Raw genomic sequence first — 20,741 nt, 5'->3', positions numbered from 1 at the left:
TATTACGCTCCTTTTTGTTTCCATTTACAAGTCTTTACCCTTTTCTCTTAAAAAGGAACAAGCGTAAGCACATCCAGGAAACGGAGAATTGGCAGTGTGATTCATATCATCTTTACTTCCTTTGCATATGGTAGTAAATGAAGCCTAAAAAAAAGGAGCGTTTGCCATGCCCATCGTTGACAACACGTATTTTATTTATACCGTTCAGCCCGGTGACACCTTAACTGCCATCGCCTATCGGTTCAGCAGCAGCGTATCTGCCATTGAACAGGCAAATGCGCTATATCCTCCTATTACAGATCGAGGCCTGATTTTCCCCGGACAGAAGCTGGTGGTCGAAAAGGACGGTCTCTCTATGGTTTATCGGATTGTTCAAGGAGGCGATACCCTCTTTCAATATGCACAGGATTATTCTTCTACGGTTGAAATGATGTATGGGATCAATCCGCAGGTCGGAAACCCTGGTCTTCTTTATGTAAATCAGCCGCTTTTTGTTCCTGTTTATGTTTATCAGGTGGAAGAAGGTGATACTCTAGCTCAGATTGCCGAACAATTCGGCATCTCACTCTCTTCTTTATTTCGTGCCAACCAGAATCGTCCCGGCTTATCACCAGATGTCATCTATCCCGGCTACCACCTGCTGATTCCACTGCCCTCTTCAGCAAATATTCTCGTTGCCTCACCAAAGCCCGGAACAATTATTACAGCCGGGCAGACACTATCAGGCTTTGCCCGGGCTTTTGAAGGAAGCCTTCTTTATCAAATCCAGGATTCCTCAGGGGGTACGGTAACAAGTGAAGCTCCTATTCAAGCTTCAGCCGGCGGACCTGCTTTTGGTACGTTCTCTACCCCCATTCAGTTTAATCGCACTCCACAAACATCAGCCGGTCAGCTATGGGTGTACGCAAGAAGCGCGGCAGACGGCAGTACAATCGATTTGGTAAAGACCCCTATTCTGTTTTTCAAGAATCAGCCGGATTAATGATCGCAAGCACCTGATGATCCTCCCACTTGCCGTTAATCAATACATTTTTTTTCGCAATGCCTTCCTTATGAAAGCCTGCTTTTTCAAGTACCCGAATGGAGCCAATATTATGAGGCATGACACCTGCTTCAAGCCGGTGAAGCTTCAGCTCTTCAAATGAATGTTTAACTAGCAGCTTAACCGCTTCTGTTGTGTAGCCCATGCCATTATGGGTCTGATCCAGAAAATACCCCACAATGGCGCTCTGAAGAGATCCGCGAATCACGTGAAAAAGGGTAATGGTCCCAACTAGTTCCCCGTCTTCATTTTTAAAGATGCCAAAGTGATAGCCCAAATCAAGCTCACGGTCACTCTTAAATTGATTAATCCGCTCGAGCTGCGCTTTTTCCGTGTAAAAGGTGTTTTCTCTAAGCATCGAAAACTTTTCAAAAAAAAGCCGGTTTCTAATTTGAAAGTCAGTTAATGCTTTCACATCTTTTTCCTCGAACGGACGAAGATAAATCGATTTTCCTTTCATGGGTGCCGCCTCCTGTTTGGATCGTTTATATAATTATACCAAAAAGACCGTTTCACACCGTCAATGAAAAGAAAACCTGATTTATGACCGTACAGTAAAATGAGGTTGAGACAAAAGTCTCAACCTCATTTTACTTTTATTTTAAATTAAGTGAATTGAACTGAAGCAGGCCAGACGGGTAGGTAAAAGGTTTTCCCTCTTTAGTCACTCGCCATCTGAGCAGATAAATACAGAACGTCTTCTCCATTTAGTTCTTCTCCGGTTGGAACAAAGCCGAAGTTTTTATACAGCTCATTGGCATCGTCGTCTTCTTTTGAAACGTTCAAGCGAATCTCTGTACAGTGTTTAAAATTTTCCCTAATCCATGTAATGATAGACGTCAGTGCCGCTTTTTCGTATCCTTTTCCCTGATGATGCTCATCAATGGTTATATTGTGAATCCAGTACAAATTCGTCAGTTCTTCATCGTACGCATATAAGATTGAACCTGTCCGTGTATCTTCATCGTAAATACCAAAAAACACCGTCTCCACTTTGTCACCCTGCGGCATTTTCTCCGGGTCATATGATTGAGCCTTCTCTTCCCATTGCTCACGGCTGATTTTTTTCAAGTGAACGTCCATGGATAACTCCTCCATTTCAAATGAGGGGTGCCCGATAAAAGCGCACACCTAATCGTTAAACTAACTAGTACTTCATTAAATTCCCGTTTAATCGTTACAGGCGGACTGTCCTGAAAATACAAGCCGATAAACCTTTCGGCTATACTGAATGTCTACCCCTTTCTGTATCTTTCATTCATTTTCTCTGTCATTCTATGTAATTGAGCGCATGAGGATTTAAAGTCTGTACAGAGGGAAATCTAGCAGTGGGCAACTATTTAAACGACTGAGGTGACCTACATCGTGACGGCTGTCATTAAAATAAAAGAATACAGAAAGCAACGGAAGATGACACAGGCAGAGCTGGCAAAAGGCATTTCCAACCGCAGTTTGATCGGTCAGATTGAAAAAGGAATGGTACAGCCCTCCCTTTACTTGCTTCGGCAATATAGCATCCGTCTCCAATGCACGCTTGAAGATCTGATTGGAGAGGAGCCTAAGCTGGATCTGATTGATATTATGAGTACGCTTTCAGAGCTGGAGCTTGTCCTGACGAATCGGAATCCCTATACCCATCTGGATGCAGATTTATATTTGTTAGAGAGCGGCTTACAGCAGTTATCCAATCAGGAAAAAGCTTTATTGTATTATTGCAGAGGTTTCTATTGCCGGTATTATACTAAGGAGCTTCATGAATCTGCCGGGTACTTCGAGCGAAGCTTCAGCTTTTATGAGCAAACGAGTTTGTATAATGAAAAAATCCGCTGCGCAAATGAGCTGGCAGATCTGCTGATTGAGCTTAATCAAGTTGATAAAAGCTTTCTATATTTAGAAGCGGCTTATAAGAAAGTGATTAAGTTTAAAATGGACGGCATTGAGAAAATCAGACTAATGGTGAACATGGGGATGGCTCATGCCAAAATCGGTGAACACCGCTCTGCTATCCGAATGTTAACGAGTGCGATTGAAGCTGAGCATGAAGCGAAAATTGATTACAAACCGGGACAAGTTCATATGGTCCTTGGCATCTGCTTTAAGAGGGAAGGGTTTTTCGAGCGTGCACTGGAGCATTATGAAAAAGCGCTGCATCACTATGAAGCCGGGTCAGACCTGTTAAATGCGGGCGGCATCCTGACGAACATCGGAATCGTTCACCGCCTGCTTCATAACTACGATGAAGCGATTCGCCACTTGACGTATTCCTACCATGTTTTTTGTAAATTGGATGACTCACTCGGTCAGCTGAACGCCAGCTACGAGCTTGCTGCAACGCAATTCTATAGAGGAGACCATAGTGAGGTTCTGGCTATTTTTAAAAAAGTTCAAGAATTAAAAACAGAAGGTCTTCCGCCATTTACATATGTTAAACTCCTGCTGATGGTCGGGGATGTATTCATGCATAAAGATAAAACAAAAGAGGCATTAACTCATTATAAGCGGGCATACAGAACCTCATCCAATACAGCTGATCAAAAAAAGCAGGTGTATGTACATGTGGTTCAATCACTGACCACACACAAACAGATTGACCGGTTAACAGACTGGAACAACGTGATGAAAAAAGACGCTGCCCAGTTTAAATTTTTGTATTAACAGTCCTCCCATCTTTATGGGAGGAGGATCTCCGCATAACTCCCCAAACGCCTGGGATAAGCCTCATGACGTACTTTAAACAAACGATTGTTTAAGCCACTTTCATCCATCCCACTCATGTTCTCCCCCTGCCTGCCATAGACTTTATGGGAGGTGATCAGATGGTGCCAAAATGGCTGACTTCTATATTCCATTTTCCAAAAAAGAACCATGAATCTCAGCTTGTCTCCCGTCATGATCAGGTGCGGCTGAGCCAAAAATGGCTGAAACCACCCTCGGCTTCTATACTCACCCGGCAGGAACGCTCCATTATCGAAACCATCTCGAAAGCAACCTCCCAGCACAATCTGAATAATGTCACGAGGACCAACGCTTATTGGACACTTTATAACCGATCACCGGAACTTCACTGGGCTTTTCTTGCGCATATGGTCTCACGAAACGCGGGCTGGAACATGACCGACTTAAAAAGTATCTTAAAGCAGCTTCTTTCCTATGATCAGACCGCTGTCTTTTTTCGCTTCCTTGAAAAAGCCAATTATCTGATCTTTGAAGACGCCTTCCCGCAATTATTATTGTATGAAAGGAGCAAAAAGGACCGCCATGACTGGTTTTATCTTCTCCCTCATTTTGGTGTGTCTTCTTTTATGCCGCCGATTTGGGAGCTGTTCATTGAACATCAAGGCAAAGATCGGGATCTGCTCACAGTCGCACTTATTCTAAATGAACAGCATTTTCTGGAAAAACAGGTAATGGAAAATGTGTTTTTTCAGGAAAAAGTCATTCAATCTTTTTCTTTTCAGCTGCAGGAACTGCTTGGTCTTACACACATCCTCTTTCCCTTCGAACAGTCCGGACGCATAGAGCTTGCAGGTATGACGGTTCAGCAGTTTTCAAGCCTTTCTTCAAGAATTGACATTGGAAAAGCACTTTACCAATTGCTTTTTAAAAGCCCTGACGTTTTTGAAGGGGGCTTTGCTTTCGCTGAAAAAAATCCACACACCGGTTCAAGAGCCGACTATTTCCCTGATCTGTTTACAGCTCAAAAAAAGTCACAGAATCTCTATAGCCCCACACTTACCAGCGTATGGCCCAATCAACTTCATCCTCCTGAAAAAAGAAAGGACTGGTTTGACCCGGCAAAAGAAGTCTTTCACTACTTTACACTTCCTAAAGCCACTTCAGCAGGCCTGATGACGGAAAAACATCTTGCTGCCATGATCAAGCTCTCCGGCTTCAATCACTTGCATAAGCTTATTCCCTAGGCTTCAAAACAAGTTCCTTATGTATATCTTCAAGCAAATCAATCACTCTCAACAAACAGGCAAGAGTGAACCCAACCGCAAGAATGATTCCGAGCACAGGATTAATTGCATAAAGAAATAAACCTGCCCCTGCACACAAAATGATGGTTAATAGCAAATACATGTGAACCCCCCTCACAACTAATATTCAATCCAAAAACCCGCGATATTGAATGCTTGAATGGTTTCTTGCTGTTGATTACTTTCTCCGATCACCATGGATCCTGTAGCCGTAATACCATACCAGTGAGATGAATAATCAGTTACCGGTATGACTTCCGCCTCTGTTTTTACCAAACCGTCTGAAGTTATGGTGGATGTAATTTTTACGCATTCAAAATCGTACAAACACTCGTAAGTCCCTTTTGAATTAACATGTTTCATGAAGGAATCCGGATGAGTCGGCACGAAAAAAATGGTCAGCAGCATAACAAGGCCCACCATGATCATAACCTGTGCTGGCGCTTCTTTTCTCTCTTTCTTATGAGCAATCAGAATGCCTATTATCGAAATCAAAGCAGGAATGCTTAGCCAGTCTATCTCGAATAGAAAAGAACTGATAAAGGAAAGTCCTGCAATTAAGTATAGGTAACGGACCAGCACGAGCGTGGAATTTGCATCAATCACTTCCTCCCAGCTTTCTTTCCACTTACTAGTAAAAGTGGTCTGAAATAAAAGGATCACCATTACACACCAGACGACGATCTTGATCACGAATTCGATCACTCACAGCCCCTTCTTTTTTACACCAGTATTGGTACTAGAAAATTTACTTTTAATAGAATTTAAAGAAAAAAATAACTATAATAAAGATAAGACTATTTTACATTGTAAAAAGCCTGATGGGAAGAGGGATTGACATGGACTTTGGCTTGAAAAAGAATCGAACGCTTTTGGCTGCAGCCACCGCACTTTTTCTTATAGCATGGATGGTGTATTCCATACAGCAGGCACCACAATGGACCGGTCACTCGGATCAGGGACTGTGGAAAACGAGTTATAAATCGGAGTACACTCCTAAAGACATTTGGAGAGGATCGATTCAGTGGAATGGAGACAGCGAGGCGACATTAAAAAATGTGAAACTGACTCAAAATGGAGATGTGATCCATGACTGGGAAGCTAGCAAAAAAATGAAAAGCGGAGAAGAAACTGAGTATTTATCCATGGGCAATGGTTGGGAAAATCGCAGTGATCAGTTTCTTCTTACAATTCAATGGACAGATGCTGCTGGTGATCGCAGTGAGACTCTAAGGCTGCAGCCAAGAACCAGGTATTTTACTTTCCCATCCCCTTCATAACTGTAAACGTTAATAACAAGACGCCGTAATTATAATTGTTTAATACTAAAACGACAGGGATTTAGTATTATATTCCATCCAAATGAAGGAGGATAACAAATGGGAAACAAGAAACTGATCAATGGAATTATTTTATTTATAGCAGGGATTGCTGTCGGCCTCTTTGTGGTTCCCTTTTTTATAGGCTGATTACATCCATAGATTATCCGCTTTCCCCCCGCTAGTCTCGTATTCAATCAGACTGGCGGTTCGTTCTGTCACGATCCCTCCTGCCCAACATTCCTTACGCTATTACGAAGATAGACGTGATAAAACACAATCAAAAACAGAACCTTCAAAAACAATAAAACACTCATTAAGAGTTGAGCCAGCCCTGGAGTAAAGAAATAGAACAGCCCTGCTAGCGTGAAGATCATCATCATAGCTACACATAGGATACTTAATCTTTTCGTATGGAATTCATCCTCCATCCCTTCAATTAGGAGGGAAATGATCACAAATATCATAAACATCCCTGCAATGACAAAACAAAGCCCTACGAAAGAGATCACTGCCATATAAGAGTCCATCGCGATAGTCAAAGGTGAATTTCCAGAAGTATTCAATAACAAAAAGATTATACTGTGAATCACCATGAAGACGACGTAAGGCTGAGCCTTCAGTACCCTTTCAACCTTATTCCCGAGCTCTTTCACTCCAAAAAAGATTAACAGATACCCAATACTATTTGTAACATAATACGCAGCACCAATTTCTAAGAAACTTACATTTGTTTTAAAGAAGACCAATAGAACACCAAAGAAAATTTTATTCATTGCAAAACCTGCCTCCATATTGAGGTTATTTATAGCTTTAGAGGTGTTTCATGCTTTTATCAAGTAAATCAAAAGCCCGTGTCACAAGTTCTTTCGGAATCTCAGAATACATATCTCCCATATGAACTTCAAAATAACAAGACTGCTCATTTATTTCTTTTAAATGGTTGGTTAGTCCGATTTCAGTTTCTTGTTCTATTTGTAATAAAAGTGGTCCCACTTGCTCCTTGGAATGTTGAAAGTGGACATGAAACATAGTAGAAACAGGAACCTCCGGGAGTGTGGAGATGCCATAACAAGAATTAAACCGTTCAGCCACTTCCTTTGCTTCTCTGAAATACTGTTCCATTTTAGATGACCGCAAATCTAAATAGTAATCTGCCGGAACGGTATAGGGATACAAACTAATCAGATCTCCGCCATATCGTCTTTTCCATACTTTCGATTGCTTAATAAAGTCGCGATCACCTGCAAGAATGGCGCCTGCAATTCCGCCGATGCCTTTATATAAAGATAGGTAAACACTATCAAACAGGGCACAAACTTCAGCGGCGGACTTTTGATAGTAAGGAAGAACTTCAAGTAACCGCGCTCCGTCAAGATGCAGCCTGATTCCCCTTTCACTACAATACTGCGAAATTTTTTCGAGCGTTTCGAAGCTCGGCAACTGTCCCCCTATTTCACGCTGAGGCAATTCCAGCAGCACAGCCGCCACTCCGTCCTCCATATTCATTACATCCTTAAGATCAATGACACGATCACGATCTGTCAGGAGAACCGTTTCAATATTATGTAACTCTTTTAACCCATCCTCTTCATGAATTTCAAGATGGCTAAGCGGGTGGTAGGCCACTTTTTTATCGCCTTTTTCATCACACCAGATGCGTAAAGCAATTTGCTGCGCCATGGTGCCGCTGGGAAAGAAAACCGCATTCTCTTTTCCTAGAAACGCGGCCATTTTATCTTGAAAGTCGTCAATGATTTGTCCAGTTCCATACAAATCACCTGCCACATCACCATTCATTTCTTCGAAGGCTTTTTTTAGAACATGAACAGAACGCGCGCCGTGATTCGCCAGCTTATATGCAGATTGATTGTAGACTTCTTGCAATGGCGTTACTTCTCTCATCTCCACACTCCTTTCATGACTCGAACGTCAATCTTGATATGCACGTTCAAGATGAGCACTCTTTTCCCTCATTCAACACAAAAGCTGGAGAATCCTCTATTATTGCTTGAGTTTTAAGCGAAATATTAGTCATCCTGTCCCTTGTCCCTACACATAAGCACTTAGCTTTGAGGTATCTGCTCTGCAAAGAGTCTACTCAGCCCATTTTTTGCGAATACTGCTTATAAACAGTGTTAACAAAAGAAGGATGTGATTTCTCGTGTTATTTACAACTCTATTTGCGTTTATCGTTCCCTGGGCGATTATCCTTTTTGTTTTAAAGATTGATGTAAAAATCATTGTTCTTATTGCTCCAATAACTGCCGTGCTGACGTTTACATTGGACGCGTGGACCATTCTCTACGGCTTTGCTTCGGTGTACCCTTTTTCAATGGAAAGCAACTTTGCCTCTCTTCCCATGGCACTGGGCGTGATGCCGGTTTGCGCTTCGATCTTCATTCATTTTGTCAGACGTCATGCCTATTCACTTGCGTGGATCCTTGGCTTCACTCTTTTTTCAACTCTGCTTGAATGGTTCTTTGTTACTCTCGATCTGATCAGATACTACAACAACTGGAATATTGGCTGGACAGCTGTTGAATACGTAACAGGCTATTCCGGTGTCTATGGCTACTACAGAGTGCTCAAGAAATTGAACCTCCTTTAGTTCCCTCCATGTTTATCTCCTGTTCCGCGTGCCCATACTGGCAGGTAAAAGCTGAACAAGGAGAGAGACCTATATGGAAGGAATTATGTTAATTAATAAAGAATACAGCGTTCCGTTTACGCCCTGCAGTGTCACCTATCAGCACATGCAGCTGGTTGACTTTGTACAGAAACATCAGATTCACCTAAAGGTGTTAAACCCTCATCAGATTCATCCTTTTTACACGATTCCGGATGCGCTGCTGTATGATTTAAAACGAAAAAATCAAACCATTGACGTCCTGCTTTTATATTCAGCTGACGTTTTCAATCAATATGAATACATTTTTCCGGATTATTGGAATAAGCTGTTGAATCACTTTGATGAAGTAAGATACGTGATGTGAAAAAAGCCTGCTGCCTGACGCTGAAAAAGCGGTCGAGGCAGCAGGCTTTTGTTATGTTCAGTTAAAAAAAGAAAAAGCAACAATAATACCAACAACCAATGCCACGACAAAAATGACAGCAGCGACAGATAAAATGACGCCAAGACCTTTCCAGCTTGAAAATCCATGAACGATTCCAATGGCTTTGGCGGTAATCACAACGCCCCACACCCCAAAAACAGCAGATAATAACATCGTAATGATGTACGTGCTCATCGGCAACGTGGTCATATCAAAAGTATCAGGATCCGGAGCCTGGATAAATTGTTCTCCGTAAATAGCAGCTACGATGACATAGATCACGGCAATGACGACCTGTGGAATGTAACACGGCGCTATTGCAGTCACCATCCGGCGGTAATTTCCTGTTCCGTCGAACCACTTCCCTACCATGGTATAAAGCCCTGCTGCAATAAATGCACCGATAACCCCTGCGGCAGCTCCAAGAAGGACAGCTAATAAGTAAACTACGCTAAGCGGAAGAGATTGTTCAAATCCGGAGTCCTGTACATTTACCAGTCCCGTTCCGACTCCCGCTAAACTTGCAATGAAAATCGTATAACCAAAGCCTTTGCTTTCAAGCACCTGACGAACCGTTTCTTTCGGTTTCGTCCAAACCGTTAAAAATGGATTGCTTTCCAACTACTTCCCCTCCTTCTATCCCTCTAATTTTATACAGTTACCATACGGTTAAGAACGAAAATGGTTTCACTTTCCAGTCCAGGAAATTGACGCTCCCTTGATTTTGCTTATGATGGAATCGTAAAAGAACGAAACTGCACGATGATGTTTCGTATTTTAGCGAAATTAAAAAAAGTCTGAGACAAATGTCTATCTCAGACTCGTTGACCGGTTCACTTCGCTTCGGGTGAGCGCTTTCCGCAAGGAAGGGAGCTTTGAACTCAAGCAACCGTCATCTCCTGCAGGGAGCCGCAACCTTCCGTTCCGTTCACCTCATAGATCATTCTTCTTTACTCAACCTATTGAATAGAAAACACTTCTCTTTCCAATAATCCCTCTGGATTTTTACCTATTGGATCCTGGTGAAAGAACTCACGAATGACTCCCTCTTCTAAATAATTAGCAATTGAAACCATAATCATTCCTTGATCAAGAGCAAGATACGCTTTTGCGATTTCACCTGTTTCAACATTGACTGAATCATAGAATCCATATTTCCCGTACATTTTTAATTTTTTCAACGCTTTAATATTTTCCCTGACTTCTAGTGGCGCATAATCCAACGCAAGAAACGTTGCATGTGGTGTCACAGTTGCTCCATCATCATAACCTGACGTTCCAAGCGGCGTAGCAGCGAATTCACTATAACCGTCTGGTGTTGCTGCTGGTGAAAAGCCCCATGCTTTGTATCCCTTTTCTTTTGCATAATCAATTTGAAGATCTACATGGCGCTGATTATTTAATCCCAGCGCGTTTATTCCCAGGTCTTTTTCTTTCATAACAATCCCTGGCATAAGCCCTTCAAACATACTTCCTCCCCAGCTTGGTACAAATTTCACACCGTTGTATTCGTAATGTCCCTCAAACACAGTAATGCCGTCATACTCCTGATCATATCCACCTGGTGTTTGTGCCTGCCAATCCCATTCTTTTGGCATCGTACGGTACATCTTCCACCAATGTTCTGACGGCACGTCTCCTTTACCAATCGAAATATAACTTGCCACACGCGGCTCAGTGTAAAGCAAACCATAATGATGATCAGTCAGCTTCCCTTCTTCTACATCATATCCACCTCTGAATTGCCCAACTTCTTCGTCATATAATGTCGTATAATTCATCTCTTCAACTAGCTCACTCGTTTGTCCATTTAATTCATCATACGCCTGTCCAACCACGATTAAGCCTGCTGAAAGCCATCCATTATCTACTTGAGAAATGAATTGACCCCAATCTGTTTTAAGCGATCCGTCCTCTGTCTGGTACCAGTTATAATAAAGCCCGTTCCATTTCTCTAACTTTTTCAATGTATTTATTGTTACCTGAATACGATCAACCGCTTCTTTTCGGGAAATAAAGCCCATTTCGTGAGCCGATACGGTGCTCATCATATACATTCCTATATTTGTAGGAGACGTATGCGCCGCTTCTACTTTGCCATCTTCCGTGTACCGAATCTCATCATAGGTCATCCCTGTTTTCGGATCTGTATTATCTTCAAAATACTTAAACGTCTTTTTTGCAATCGCTTTCAATTGTACCTGCAAAGCTTTTTCTTTTCCGAAATTACTAGCCGAAACATTCGTCGGTGAAGTGACGTTAAGGAACAAAATAAGCATTAACAAGATAACGACTACTTTTGATTTTTTCATGATTAGCTCCTTTTCGATTCAATAGTATAATGGGTCGAAACGTTTCACCTTTAGTGTAGCATGAAGTGTACATTACAAGAGATTAAATTTCCATTATTCCGATAATTAGTTATTTCCACACATTCTATTATGGGTAAATGGGCTTGGTTAATAAATCCAGCTCCCAACACAAAGAAATTTAGTACTCAACAGCACAATAAAATATCCGGGGGATGAAAAACGTAAATATAATCTGCCTCTACATTTTTACTAGCCTCATTTCACAAAAAAGAGTTTGGGACAAATGTGTCTCAAACTCTTTGCCCGGTTCTCTGCGCTTCAGGTGTACGCTTTCCGCAGGGACGGCGCTGAGCCCTCCTCAGGCTTTGCCTTGCGGGGTCTCAGCTTGCCGTCATATCCTGCAGGAGTCGCCACCTTCCGCTCCGTTCACCTCATACTTCAAAAGTATTAGAACAAAGTTCCTTTACTTTTATTTTGCATTAACCCCCCTTGAATTGGACATTCATACCTTGTTTGTTCATCAAAGGAGCAGTTACTTTTATTCTTTATACCAACTTTCATCGAATGTAAGCTTTAATGCTTTACCGAACTCAATGCCGAATCTAATAAACCCTCTACCTCTCGCTGTAATGATGTTTCCATCTTTAACTACTACATCTTCCGAGTAGTTTTCTTTTTCAAAAACACCTAAATTCTCAATAGCTTCCTCTGTCAAGCCAACGGTGAATTTTCTACCTCTTAACAAACCTGCTTTTGCTAACAGAAGTGGAGAACTCGAAATACTTGCGATTACTGTTTCGCTCGAATTCACTTGCTTTACAAATTCAGTTAGTTTTGGCTCCTTAATAAACGTCATTACATCCATACAACCTGGCAGCAAAAGGCTATCAAATTCCGAGAATTTAATTTCGTCAACAGAAGAGTCAACTAAACAAGACAATCCAGATTCACCTTTAATCGGCTGATGATTCAGTCCAACAGTAACACTTGGTTTATTACCTTGCATTAAAATTGATAACGCTACACTTAATTCATATTCGCTGAATTGCGGATATAATAAAATGGCAGTTTTTTTCATTATGTATTTCCCTGCCTTCCTACTTAATCAACAGATACTACTACGCTGGTACCAATCGCTATACCAAGGACAATTCCTATTCCACGGAACCTTGATTTTTTAATCGTAAGTCTCCTCTCCATTTGTTATTGAAGGAATGCCCCCGTTACTAAAAGTACAATGTATAACAGCCTATGAAACAACCTCAAATTTCAGAGTGTTTCGTTTTACTATGATGTATTTACCTGTTGATTTATTCATTACTTGAGACACTTCCTTTGTATGCGTCACCTCAAACCAATCATTTTGTATATCCACCAGTATTTTCACTTCTACATCAGTTTCTCCATGTTTTAAACCACTGTAAAGTAATTTTGTCACCATTATTCTTCCTTTCTTTATGAATACTATTTTAGACGAGGCAAAAGACGTAGTAAAAACGATTGCTTCTTATTCCTAATGATTTTTAAAAACTATCCGACATACTGAAGAACTAGTTGATAAATTGATATACAAAGCCCTAAAATACTTGCTTTTATTTTAGATGGATGGTTCCTTTTGCTGCGAATCAGGTATATAAAAACGATTGTAAACCCCAAGGGTATCCATAGTTTAAAGACACCATCTTCTGTACTTAGATTAACAACTGGAGCAACGTAAGTGCTGATCAGAAAGTAAAAGAAAATTTTGAAGCGGCCTGTCTCTACTTGTTTACTCCACCTTACTAATAAGAAGATAATTATTATAGCCATAATGGTAATGTGTAACGAGGGAAGGAAGATCGTAATAGCGTCTCCAATGTTAAATTCCATACTGTATATCCTCCAATATTATGTGATGATGCTTCCCTCTCTCATTCCCTTTAATAAATATAGTCTCAAAGGATTCGATCCAAGTTTTATCTACCAATGTTCTACAAATTGATATCCAGTCTCATAGTTTTTAAATCAGACAGACTAATTAAAAATAAGACTGTTTCTCTTCAAAAACCGCCCATCAAATGTGATAGGAACCCCTTCGCCGTCTCTTTCCGCATGAATATGCAGATGCGGCTCTGTTGTATTGCCTGTGTTCCCAATTTCACCGAGTATGTCACCGCTCTCTACCTCATTGCCTTCTTCAACAGCAACAGTACCCGGTTTGATATGCGCGATCAGGACCTCTGTATCCTTGCAGTTAATAATAACGTGATTGCCGGCTGGCTCCTCCACCTCAGAAGGCGGCTCTAAAGGTGGAATGTCTTCATATTCATCCACTGCCGCTGTGACTGTGCCTGTGCAGGGACTATACAAAGACTGACCGTAGATATGGTACGCGCTATTTTCTGACGGGGTCAGGCCATTCGCGCGCAAGCCCCATCCGTTAATTTGAAGAATATCATAGGCATAGGCCTGGGAAGGATGCGAATGGTGATAATTGATTGCTGTGTGTGCTCCGCCTTGCCCAACAGAATAAACACCGTCTTTTAAAGGGAAATCAAGCTCGATGGCTTCCTCCCGATCACTACTGTTAAGGAAATACCCGGAAATACCCTGACTTAAAAATACCCCGAAGTACACCGCAAGTATTACATTTAGACCCATTGAGAATTTATAGCTGCCGTCATTTTTCGGACCTTTTAAAGGTTTATCTTTCACCTTTTGATACGATAAAACCACTGCAATGACAAATAGCAGAAGCCAAACGTAACGTAAATAATAAAAATAGATATGCCATGGGCTGATCACAAAAATAAACCCGATGAACATCGCTCCAGAAAGCACTTCTGCAAACCATAACCGCCTGCTGACTTGATCGGTCTTATACGCCCACCACAAAAAATAAACGGGCAGGATGATATTAATAATCGCCTGAAACCAGATCATCCAAGTAAAACTCCCTTCTTTTATCCGTTTAGGTATGTATAGTTAACCTACGACTGAGAACAGAAATGGTTTCACCTTCCAATTCGCAGTGGCTGACCTGTTAGAAAAATTGTCTGTTTTCACAGCAATAATCGGACAGACGCACCCTTGATCTCCCTCTATGATAGAGCTTGAGGTGATGGTTATTTATAAAAAAATATGGCGTAACAAAAACATACGGTATTACTTGTTGGCAGGAGGGGAGTAAGACTTGGGCAATATTGTTCCATAATCATTACAAGCCACCTCTTACAATCCAAAATAAAAAGCCCGGTGCTCCCCAGGCTCTACACTTCTAACTATTGCACTTCCCGCTGTTCGTGAAAGTAATGGCACGTCTTAAACTCCTCCAGTAATTCCTGGAGCCTTTCATATAGATCATTCATTTCTTTTTCATGTCGTTCCTTCAGTAAATCAAACGAGGACTTACTCACTCTAAGGTGACCGGACTGCTTTTTTACTACGAAGTTTTTACCGTTTGTCATAATCGCATCCTCCTCTAACTGAAAAGTAAATCTATTATATCAGACAATTCGATCAATTTATAAAGGATTTGTAAAAGTTTTAATTAAATTTACTTTTATGTGTTTTTGTATGCGCTCTTTTGCTGAAGGCTGGCCACAGTTTCCCTTCGCTCATTCTTCATCAGCCGACCATAGATCCCAACCACCGAAATCCCTGACAGTAACATGAATCCAGTAAGCTCATAGGGTGAAATGAGCCCACTCCCGAAAAAAACAGCCCCGCCAAAGCTGAACCGCCGATTGCCATTAGACCATATAGGGATAAGTATACCCCTCTTGCATGATCTGGAATCATATTGGCCAAAAGGGTCTGTTTCACTGGTATATGCATCAACTCCCCAATTGTTGCAATCAGCATCGAAATGATTAAAACGATCGGCGTATTATGAAAACTGATCACTGCAAAACTAAGAAAATACAGCACCGTACCCCAAAGCAGCACTGAACGATCCCGCAGCTTTTTCAATAGAAAGGCAATGAATCATGACATGGCAACGACGATCAATGTATTCTCTGTTTTTAAAATCCCTAGCAAATTAACCCCCTTCACCTGCATGGAAAGAAATGAAACCAATGGAACCGGATCCGCGAACTCATTGGATAAGCGGATGCCAATAAAATTGGTCAGCTGCTCGTCGACAGAAATAAAAAGCAGATTGGCTACGGCCAGCGCAGCAAACACCCTATTTTTCAGCACTTGTAAATAAATATGCCACACACTCGAAATGGACCCTTTTTTCCCGACAGGTGAGGATTCCATTTGCGGAACCACATAGCGGTCTGTTATAAACAGGATGGTCATGACCAATGAAACCAAAATGATTCCTGAGACTCCGAGAAAGAGGTAAAATGAGTAGTCCTGAAATAAAAAAATTTCATTATTTATAGCAATAAACATAAAAAACCTTTCTTCAATTGCCAAAAAGCACAAGGAGAAAGGTTCTTGCGGTGTACTATACACTTGGTTGAGCTTAAAGAATGTGGAAACTATCGGCTTTCAGATTTTCTCTCAAAATAATTTTCAACTCGGTACTCACAAATCTCCTTTGTGAACTCATACAATGATCGTTTATGCTCTTCTTTAACCTCCCCAAGTTCAAACCAAAACGTGTCGCCATCTTTCATAGCAATTCCTATCGATGAACCTGCCCATTTATCCATTGGCATATTTTTAATTAAATTAGCAATTTTCTTCTGGTTATACTCAATCAGATCTTTACCTTGTTTATCACTGAAATCAACTAAACGGTATCGTTTCGCCGTAACATAGTCATGGAAAAAGAAAGCTGCATCTGTTGCAGTTATCGGTTTGAACCACTCTGATTCCCCACGTTCCATCATCGCAAGCAGAAGAACCATCTTATAGCTTTTGGTCATTATCGTTTTCTCTACTTCCTCTAACCACAATCTGTAATTGTCAGCCACTACATTTTCGTTTTGAGATAAAGAGTTTGATTCTATCAAAAATGCAGGGTATGATCCAAACTCTCTTTTCACATTTGAACTATCACCGCCAGATAATCGGTGAAACTCCAGATACGAGGGTCTTCTTCCCAGTTCAAGTGTCAGCTCACTGAGCTCATGCAATAATCTTTCTTTAGCGTTTAACCTCTGTTTTCTCATCTCTTTAAACAAATCAATTAATCTTGTATCCAGATTTAACTCACACAAATCAGGAATGAATGGTTCTACTTTTTTTGTTTTTTCGCCGTATTTCTCCGGATCGCGATCCAATACTTTTAATTTTATGTCAGCATTTCGATAGTTTCCGATTAAATCAATAACTGTACAATGTTCCTTGTTATCAAATAAACGCAAGCCACGGCCTAATTGCTGAGTAAATACCGTTAATGATTCCGTTGGCCGGACAAATAACAAGGTATCGACTGGGGGAATATCCACGCCTTCATTAAACAAATCTACTGTAAAAATAATGTCCAATTCTTCGTTATGCAACTGTTCAATCGCACTTCCCCTGGAAACAACCGATCTGGAATGCAGAACTGCAACTCGCATTCCCATCTGCTTAAAGTAGGAACCTAAATATTCAGCTTGTCTAATAGAAGAACAAAAACCGATTGTTCTAGTTTGCTTATGTTTCTCCCAGGCATGAAAAATCTTCTCTGCCATTTCTTCCCGAAGCTGTAGTTGAAGAAGCTGTTCTTCATCGTATTGATTTCCAAGCCATCTTATCTGAGAATAATCCGTTTCATCGTAGATTCCATAGTAATGAAAAGGTGCTAACCACTTTTGCTGGATCGCTTCCCAAAAGTTAAGACGAAACGCTTCATTCCCATCACATAAAGCAAATACATCCTTTCCATCATGCCGATCCGGTGTCGCAGTGATACCAAGCATAAACGAAGGGTTGAAGTGCTCTATAATTTTCAAATAAGACTTTGCTGCTGCATGATGAAATTCATCCACAACAATCAAATCAAAGTGATCAGGATCAAACGATTCTAGATGTTTCTTCAAAGATAGCGTTGAAACCGAGGCAAAAACGCATTCTGTCTCTTTTTCTTTTAAAGAGCCATTCAAAATTCCCAAAGATCTATCTGGCATCACGTGGTTAAAAGATTTTTTTGCTTGCTCTAGTATCTCTATTCTATGAGCGATAAACAAAACCCGAGAAAATGATTTTGCAAAAAACGCAGCAAGGTACGTCTTTCCCAGTCCAGTCGCCATAACGACCAATGCCTTTTCGTAACCAAGCACCTTGGTTTCTTCCAGTTTAGAGAGTGCCATTTCCTGAGCAGGACGCGGAGAAGGCGTCGGCAATTTATAGGTTTCTTGAGGTTCAATAACGATAAGATCTTTATTTTCCGAGTCCCCATACATGACTTCTACTTCTTCTATTTCAGTCCAATCTCTCGCAGTGTTAGAGTTTTCATGAAATCTCTCGTATCGTTTTTCATAGAGGTCAACTGTTTCCATGTTTAAAGGCACCGTTTGATCATTGTAGAATAAAGACATAAACTGCATGACAGACTCATCAAATAAATTGCCATCTTCTGATCGCGAAGATAAATTCCATTCCACTCCATGTGTTAAAGCAGAAGCTGATAAGTTAGATGAACCGACAATCACATGGTCTTCCTGCTCTAAACCAAATAAATAAGCCTTCGGATGAAAAGATCGTCCCTTGCTCAGCCAGAGCCTGATTTCTATTTCCGGCAGCTCCGTAAGAATTTTGCGCAGTGCAGCAGGCTGTGTAATGCAAAGGTAGTCTCCAGTCAAAATCTTAATATCGGCACCACGTTCAGAAGCTTGAATCAGCTCTGGCAACAACTTCTCAATGCCCGTACGCATGGTAAAGGCAGTGAGTATATAGATTTCCTTTGCTCGATCAATTGAATAAACTAACTCATCAAGCAATTGATTGGTAATTAGCTTAAGATTACTCATCCTCTACCTCAATCAAAAATACTTTATCCTTAAAGGCTCCACGCTTCTCAGCTTTCGTCATACGAACCCTCTCCAAATGCTCAACAGAAGTACCATGACTTTCAGCAGCTGCATACACCAGTTCCAGTAAATCTGCCAGCTCCTCTACCGCATCCTGATCATTCTTTGCTTCCTCATACTCAGCAATCTCTTCGTGCATTTTCTTTTTTAACTCTATTATGTATTCTTCATTACCCAAGGTTTTGACTGAATATTTACTTCCAGACTGCTCTATTATTTGGGGAATATAATCTCTAACTAATTTATTGTATTTAGGCATAACATAACTCCTTTCATTCTAAAGAAAGCTTCAATTCCATGATTCAATTGTACCATTTTTTCATAACTAATCTCACAATAAAAAAAGCCCGCAAACGAGAGCCCCTCTCTCTCATTTACGAACCTTTTTTTCTCTTTATCTAATACGTAAGTTCCCGCTCTTTTACTACTTTTAAATAGGTATAAGAATCTTTTATATAGCTTGCATAGTAGCGTGATTTTGAAAATGAACTCATCAGGTGTTCAAAAATGTATTTGGGCACTCTATAGTAATCGAATGTTCCCGTGCGAAATTGGATGCGCAGAATCTCATTAAATTGATCGTAGCCGATTGCTGTAATTAGAGAAGATTTAACAGGACGCATTTCCATGTTTCTTCACCGCCTTTGCTGATTTTAGTGGTTGTGTTGCTAATTCTAATACCAAAAGGGAAGTTCGCACCATTTTCTCTATTTATAAGATTTCCCCTTGCCTTTCGTTCCCCCAAACCCGTTAACCCAATTATAAATTGAACCTGAACATTTCGGAATAGACTCGACAGAAGCTCTTATTTTAAGACAAAAACAGAACCAATTTCCTTTAAAATGCAGTTGATCCCGCGTATTTTGAATTTGGCTGATAGGATGACTTGTATTATTTCTTTAAGAATTTCTTAAAAAAAGCGCAAACCCTCTGAGGATTTGCGCTTTTTCTTAGTTCTGTTTGTTCAATTAAATCTAATAGGACAACCTATACTTAAGCTTCTACATCAAAGGGTCATAAGTACTGCAACAAGCAGGACTGAACCGACTATTAACCACTGCGGAGTCGCGTTGCCATATTTTTAGCTACTTTGTAGTCCGTGACGTTTACTGCTAAAAAGAGAAGCAGCCCCGGTAAAGCCAGTGCGTCAGTGATCTTATACAATTGAAGCAAGTCATCCTTTACAATTACAGTGAAAATTGGTTTCCTTAGATCCTCTTTCATTCTTTAAGATTTATCTTTGCTGTTACAAAATCGCTCAACTAAACAATAGGACCTAACACTTTATTTAACATAGTTTTGAACTGATAATAGCTCCACTATTTTCTTAGTAATTTCTTCTGATTGTTCATTGATAAAGAAGTGATCGCCTTTCACTATTTCTAGATTGAATTTATCTGAGGTTACATCATCCCACTTTGTTACAGAGTCAATTAATACATTTTTGTCACTATCACCTGCAAATGCTGTAATCGGTATAGGAAGTGGATAGGAATGATTAAATTTATAAGTCTCACATAACTCCAAATCTGCTCTCATTATGGGAAGTATTAAATCCAATAATTCAGGTGTATTTAAAATAACCTCTGCAGTTCCGTTTAATTCTTTTAACTTTTGAATTAATATTTCATCAGATTGTTTAAAGGTTTGAGAAGAGACTCTTGGAATGTGCGGAGCACGATGAGCAGAGACAAATAATTTCTCAGGACTAATCCCCTCGCTGTTCAACAAAGTAATTGCTAGCTCATAGCTGATTAATGCCCCCATACTATGCCCAAAAAATATAAACCTTTTCTCTTTAAAGTAAGGTAATAACTCCTTGACCATGGTTCTTATTAATAGATTCATGTTGCGTATTGGGGGCTCTGATATTCTGCGGCCCCTGCCCGGCAATTCAATAGAAAAGAGTTCAATATCATCAGGCAGGTGCTTGTACCAACTATTATAGATTGAAGAAGACCCTCCAGCGTATGGAAAACAAAATATGCGATACTTGGCCTCCGGCTTCAAATCATTTACTGTAATCCACTTATTGTCTAACAAGATGATTAACTCCTTCGTAGTGATCAGTTTTTTCAC

The 20,741-nt window shown here is 40.6% G+C and carries 24 protein-coding genes; 6 read left to right on the top strand and 18 right to left on the bottom strand.

The features are described from left to right. The first annotated feature begins 166 nt into the window (after positions 1-166). Positions 167-982 (top strand): LysM peptidoglycan-binding domain-containing protein, encoded by an 816-nt coding sequence (locus KR50_RS04770; RefSeq protein ID WP_041055493.1) that lies wholly within the window; start codon positions 167-169, stop codon positions 980-982. Here KR50_RS04770 and KR50_RS04765 read toward each other — a convergent pair. Continuing rightward, the gene (locus KR50_RS04765; RefSeq protein WP_041055492.1) at positions 963-1,502 is read right to left on the bottom strand and encodes a GNAT family N-acetyltransferase; all 540 of its coding nucleotides are present in this window, start codon (positions 1,500-1,502) and stop codon (positions 963-965) included. The two genes, KR50_RS04770 and KR50_RS04765, sit on opposite strands and share 20 nt — an antisense overlap. 200 nt (positions 1,503-1,702) lie before the next feature. Then, on the bottom strand, positions 1,703-2,125 hold the full coding sequence (locus KR50_RS04760; protein ID WP_052476782.1) for a GNAT family N-acetyltransferase: 423 nt from the start codon (positions 2,123-2,125) through the stop codon (positions 1,703-1,705). A 282-nt stretch (positions 2,126-2,407) separates the two neighbouring features. Between KR50_RS04760 and KR50_RS04755 the strand changes: the two genes are divergently transcribed. Both KR50_RS04755 and KR50_RS04750 read left to right on the top strand, forming a co-directional pair. Beyond that, complete coding sequence (locus KR50_RS04755; protein WP_041055489.1) at positions 2,408-3,697, top strand: tetratricopeptide repeat protein; 1,290 nt, start codon at positions 2,408-2,410, stop codon at positions 3,695-3,697. Between the two features lie 161 nt (positions 3,698-3,858). Continuing rightward, on the top strand, positions 3,859-4,962 hold the full coding sequence (locus KR50_RS04750) for a DUF2515 family protein (protein WP_052476780.1): 1,104 nt from the start codon (positions 3,859-3,861) through the stop codon (positions 4,960-4,962). On the opposite strand, the gene KR50_RS18415 is transcribed toward KR50_RS04750, so the two are convergent. Next, positions 4,952-5,125, bottom strand: a complete 174-nt coding sequence (locus tag KR50_RS18415) for a hypothetical protein (protein WP_156969457.1) — start codon at positions 5,123-5,125, stop codon at positions 4,952-4,954. The genes KR50_RS04750 and KR50_RS18415 overlap by 11 nt on opposite strands. Before the next feature lie 17 nt (positions 5,126-5,142). Continuing rightward, positions 5,143-5,727 (bottom strand): hypothetical protein, encoded by a 585-nt coding sequence (locus tag KR50_RS04745; RefSeq protein ID WP_041055488.1) that lies wholly within the window; start codon positions 5,725-5,727, stop codon positions 5,143-5,145. Positions 5,728-5,861: 134 nt separating this feature from the next. Here KR50_RS04745 and KR50_RS04740 point away from each other — a divergent pair, with 134 nt between their 5' ends. Further along, a complete protein-coding gene (locus tag KR50_RS04740; protein ID WP_041055487.1) occupies positions 5,862-6,302 on the top strand; it encodes a hypothetical protein in 441 nt (146 codons plus the stop codon). A gap of 257 nt (positions 6,303-6,559) precedes the next feature. Here the strand turns inward: KR50_RS04740 and KR50_RS04735 are convergent, their stop codons facing one another. Next, positions 6,560-7,117, bottom strand: coding sequence for a hypothetical protein (locus KR50_RS04735; protein WP_041055486.1), 558 nt, complete (start codon positions 7,115-7,117; stop codon positions 6,560-6,562). A 37-nt stretch (positions 7,118-7,154) separates the two neighbouring features. Next, positions 7,155-8,246 (bottom strand): threonine aldolase family protein, encoded by a 1,092-nt coding sequence (locus KR50_RS04730; RefSeq protein WP_041055484.1) that lies wholly within the window; start codon positions 8,244-8,246, stop codon positions 7,155-7,157. A 259-nt stretch (positions 8,247-8,505) separates the two neighbouring features. Here KR50_RS04730 and KR50_RS04725 point away from each other — a divergent pair, with 259 nt between their 5' ends. Both KR50_RS04725 and KR50_RS04720 read left to right on the top strand, forming a co-directional pair. Next, a complete protein-coding gene (locus tag KR50_RS04725) occupies positions 8,506-8,952 on the top strand; it encodes a CBO0543 family protein (RefSeq protein WP_041055482.1) in 447 nt (148 codons plus the stop codon). 73 nt (positions 8,953-9,025) lie between these two features. Next, complete coding sequence (locus KR50_RS04720; protein ID WP_041055479.1) at positions 9,026-9,337, top strand: hypothetical protein; 312 nt, start codon at positions 9,026-9,028, stop codon at positions 9,335-9,337. Positions 9,338-9,394: 57 nt separating this feature from the next. Here KR50_RS04720 and KR50_RS04715 read toward each other — a convergent pair whose 3' ends face one another. The 12 genes from KR50_RS04715 to KR50_RS04655 form a co-directional block, all read right to left on the bottom strand. After that, on the bottom strand, positions 9,395-10,018 hold the full coding sequence (locus KR50_RS04715; RefSeq protein ID WP_041055477.1) for a Yip1 family protein: 624 nt from the start codon (positions 10,016-10,018) through the stop codon (positions 9,395-9,397). 338 nt (positions 10,019-10,356) lie between these two features. After that, positions 10,357-11,709: a glucoamylase family protein gene (locus tag KR50_RS04705; protein WP_041055474.1), complete on the bottom strand. Its 1,353-nt coding sequence runs from the start codon at positions 11,707-11,709 to the stop codon at positions 10,357-10,359. 538 nt (positions 11,710-12,247) lie between these two features. Beyond that, on the bottom strand, positions 12,248-12,787 hold the full coding sequence (locus KR50_RS04700; protein WP_041055472.1) for a DJ-1/PfpI family protein: 540 nt from the start codon (positions 12,785-12,787) through the stop codon (positions 12,248-12,250). 171 nt (positions 12,788-12,958) lie between these two features. After that, a complete protein-coding gene (locus tag KR50_RS04695; protein WP_041055470.1) occupies positions 12,959-13,147 on the bottom strand; it encodes a hypothetical protein in 189 nt (62 codons plus the stop codon). 575 nt (positions 13,148-13,722) lie between these two features. Further along, complete coding sequence (locus tag KR50_RS04685; RefSeq protein WP_041055468.1) at positions 13,723-14,631, bottom strand: M23 family metallopeptidase; 909 nt, start codon at positions 14,629-14,631, stop codon at positions 13,723-13,725. A 338-nt stretch (positions 14,632-14,969) separates the two neighbouring features. Next, positions 14,970-15,155 (bottom strand): hypothetical protein, encoded by a 186-nt coding sequence (locus KR50_RS04680; protein ID WP_041055467.1) that lies wholly within the window; start codon positions 15,153-15,155, stop codon positions 14,970-14,972. Between the two features lie 160 nt (positions 15,156-15,315). Continuing rightward, positions 15,316-15,672, bottom strand: a complete 357-nt coding sequence (locus tag KR50_RS17925; RefSeq protein WP_084215492.1) for an MFS transporter — start codon at positions 15,670-15,672, stop codon at positions 15,316-15,318. A 3-nt stretch (positions 15,673-15,675) separates the two neighbouring features. Beyond that, entirely contained in the window at positions 15,676-16,092 is a 417-nt protein-coding gene (locus tag KR50_RS17920; RefSeq protein WP_052476776.1) for a hypothetical protein, read from the bottom strand. A gap of 89 nt (positions 16,093-16,181) precedes the next feature. Continuing rightward, positions 16,182-18,602 carry a DEAD/DEAH box helicase family protein gene (locus tag KR50_RS04670; RefSeq protein ID WP_041055465.1) on the bottom strand — a complete coding sequence of 807 codons (2,421 nt, stop codon included), beginning with the start codon at positions 18,600-18,602 and terminating at the stop codon, positions 16,182-16,184. Continuing rightward, positions 18,595-18,921 (bottom strand): nucleoside triphosphate pyrophosphohydrolase, encoded by a 327-nt coding sequence (locus KR50_RS04665; RefSeq protein ID WP_041055462.1) that lies wholly within the window; start codon positions 18,919-18,921, stop codon positions 18,595-18,597. The genes KR50_RS04670 and KR50_RS04665 overlap by 8 nt, the downstream gene beginning before the upstream one ends. Before the next feature lie 139 nt (positions 18,922-19,060). Next, complete coding sequence (locus KR50_RS04660) at positions 19,061-19,291, bottom strand: KTSC domain-containing protein (protein ID WP_041055461.1); 231 nt, start codon at positions 19,289-19,291, stop codon at positions 19,061-19,063. 655 nt (positions 19,292-19,946) lie between these two features. Continuing rightward, a complete protein-coding gene (locus tag KR50_RS04655) occupies positions 19,947-20,705 on the bottom strand; it encodes a thioesterase II family protein (RefSeq protein ID WP_052476774.1) in 759 nt (252 codons plus the stop codon). Positions 20,706-20,741 lie beyond the last annotated feature (36 nt).

This window comes from Jeotgalibacillus campisalis (assembly GCF_000829515.1).
GTDB classification, from domain to species: domain Bacteria; phylum Bacillota; class Bacilli; order Bacillales; family Jeotgalibacillaceae; genus Jeotgalibacillus; species Jeotgalibacillus campisalis.
This window is presented reverse-complemented; position numbering and strand designations above follow the sequence as displayed.

Coding starts and splice junctions, on each gene's coding strand:
- KR50_RS04770 (WP_041055493.1), top strand. CDS start 167: ATGCCCATCGTTGACAACACGTATTTTATTTATACCGTTCAGCCCGGT.
- KR50_RS04765 (WP_041055492.1), bottom strand. CDS start 1,502: ATGAAAGGAAAATCGATTTATCTTCGTCCGTTCGAGGAAAAAGATGTG.
- KR50_RS04760 (WP_052476782.1), bottom strand. CDS start 2,125: ATGGACGTTCACTTGAAAAAAATCAGCCGTGAGCAATGGGAAGAGAAG.
- KR50_RS04750 (WP_052476780.1), top strand. CDS start 3,859: ATGGTGCCAAAATGGCTGACTTCTATATTCCATTTTCCAAAAAAGAAC.
- KR50_RS18415 (WP_156969457.1), bottom strand. CDS start 5,125: ATGTATTTGCTATTAACCATCATTTTGTGTGCAGGGGCAGGTTTATTT.
- KR50_RS04740 (WP_041055487.1), top strand. CDS start 5,862: ATGGACTTTGGCTTGAAAAAGAATCGAACGCTTTTGGCTGCAGCCACC.
- KR50_RS04735 (WP_041055486.1), bottom strand. CDS start 7,117: ATGAATAAAATTTTCTTTGGTGTTCTATTGGTCTTCTTTAAAACAAAT.
- KR50_RS04730 (WP_041055484.1), bottom strand. CDS start 8,246: ATGAGAGAAGTAACGCCATTGCAAGAAGTCTACAATCAATCTGCATAT.
- KR50_RS04720 (WP_041055479.1), top strand. CDS start 9,026: ATGGAAGGAATTATGTTAATTAATAAAGAATACAGCGTTCCGTTTACG.
- KR50_RS04705 (WP_041055474.1), bottom strand. CDS start 11,709: ATGAAAAAATCAAAAGTAGTCGTTATCTTGTTAATGCTTATTTTGTTC.
- KR50_RS04700 (WP_041055472.1), bottom strand. CDS start 12,787: ATGAAAAAAACTGCCATTTTATTATATCCGCAATTCAGCGAATATGAA.
- KR50_RS04685 (WP_041055468.1), bottom strand. CDS start 14,631: ATGATCTGGTTTCAGGCGATTATTAATATCATCCTGCCCGTTTATTTT.
- KR50_RS04680 (WP_041055467.1), bottom strand. CDS start 15,155: ATGACAAACGGTAAAAACTTCGTAGTAAAAAAGCAGTCCGGTCACCTT.
- KR50_RS17920 (WP_052476776.1), bottom strand. CDS start 16,092: ATGTTTATTGCTATAAATAATGAAATTTTTTTATTTCAGGACTACTCA.
- KR50_RS04670 (WP_041055465.1), bottom strand. CDS start 18,602: ATGAGTAATCTTAAGCTAATTACCAATCAATTGCTTGATGAGTTAGTT.
- KR50_RS04665 (WP_041055462.1), bottom strand. CDS start 18,921: ATGCCTAAATACAATAAATTAGTTAGAGATTATATTCCCCAAATAATA.
- KR50_RS04660 (WP_041055461.1), bottom strand. CDS start 19,291: ATGGAAATGCGTCCTGTTAAATCTTCTCTAATTACAGCAATCGGCTAC.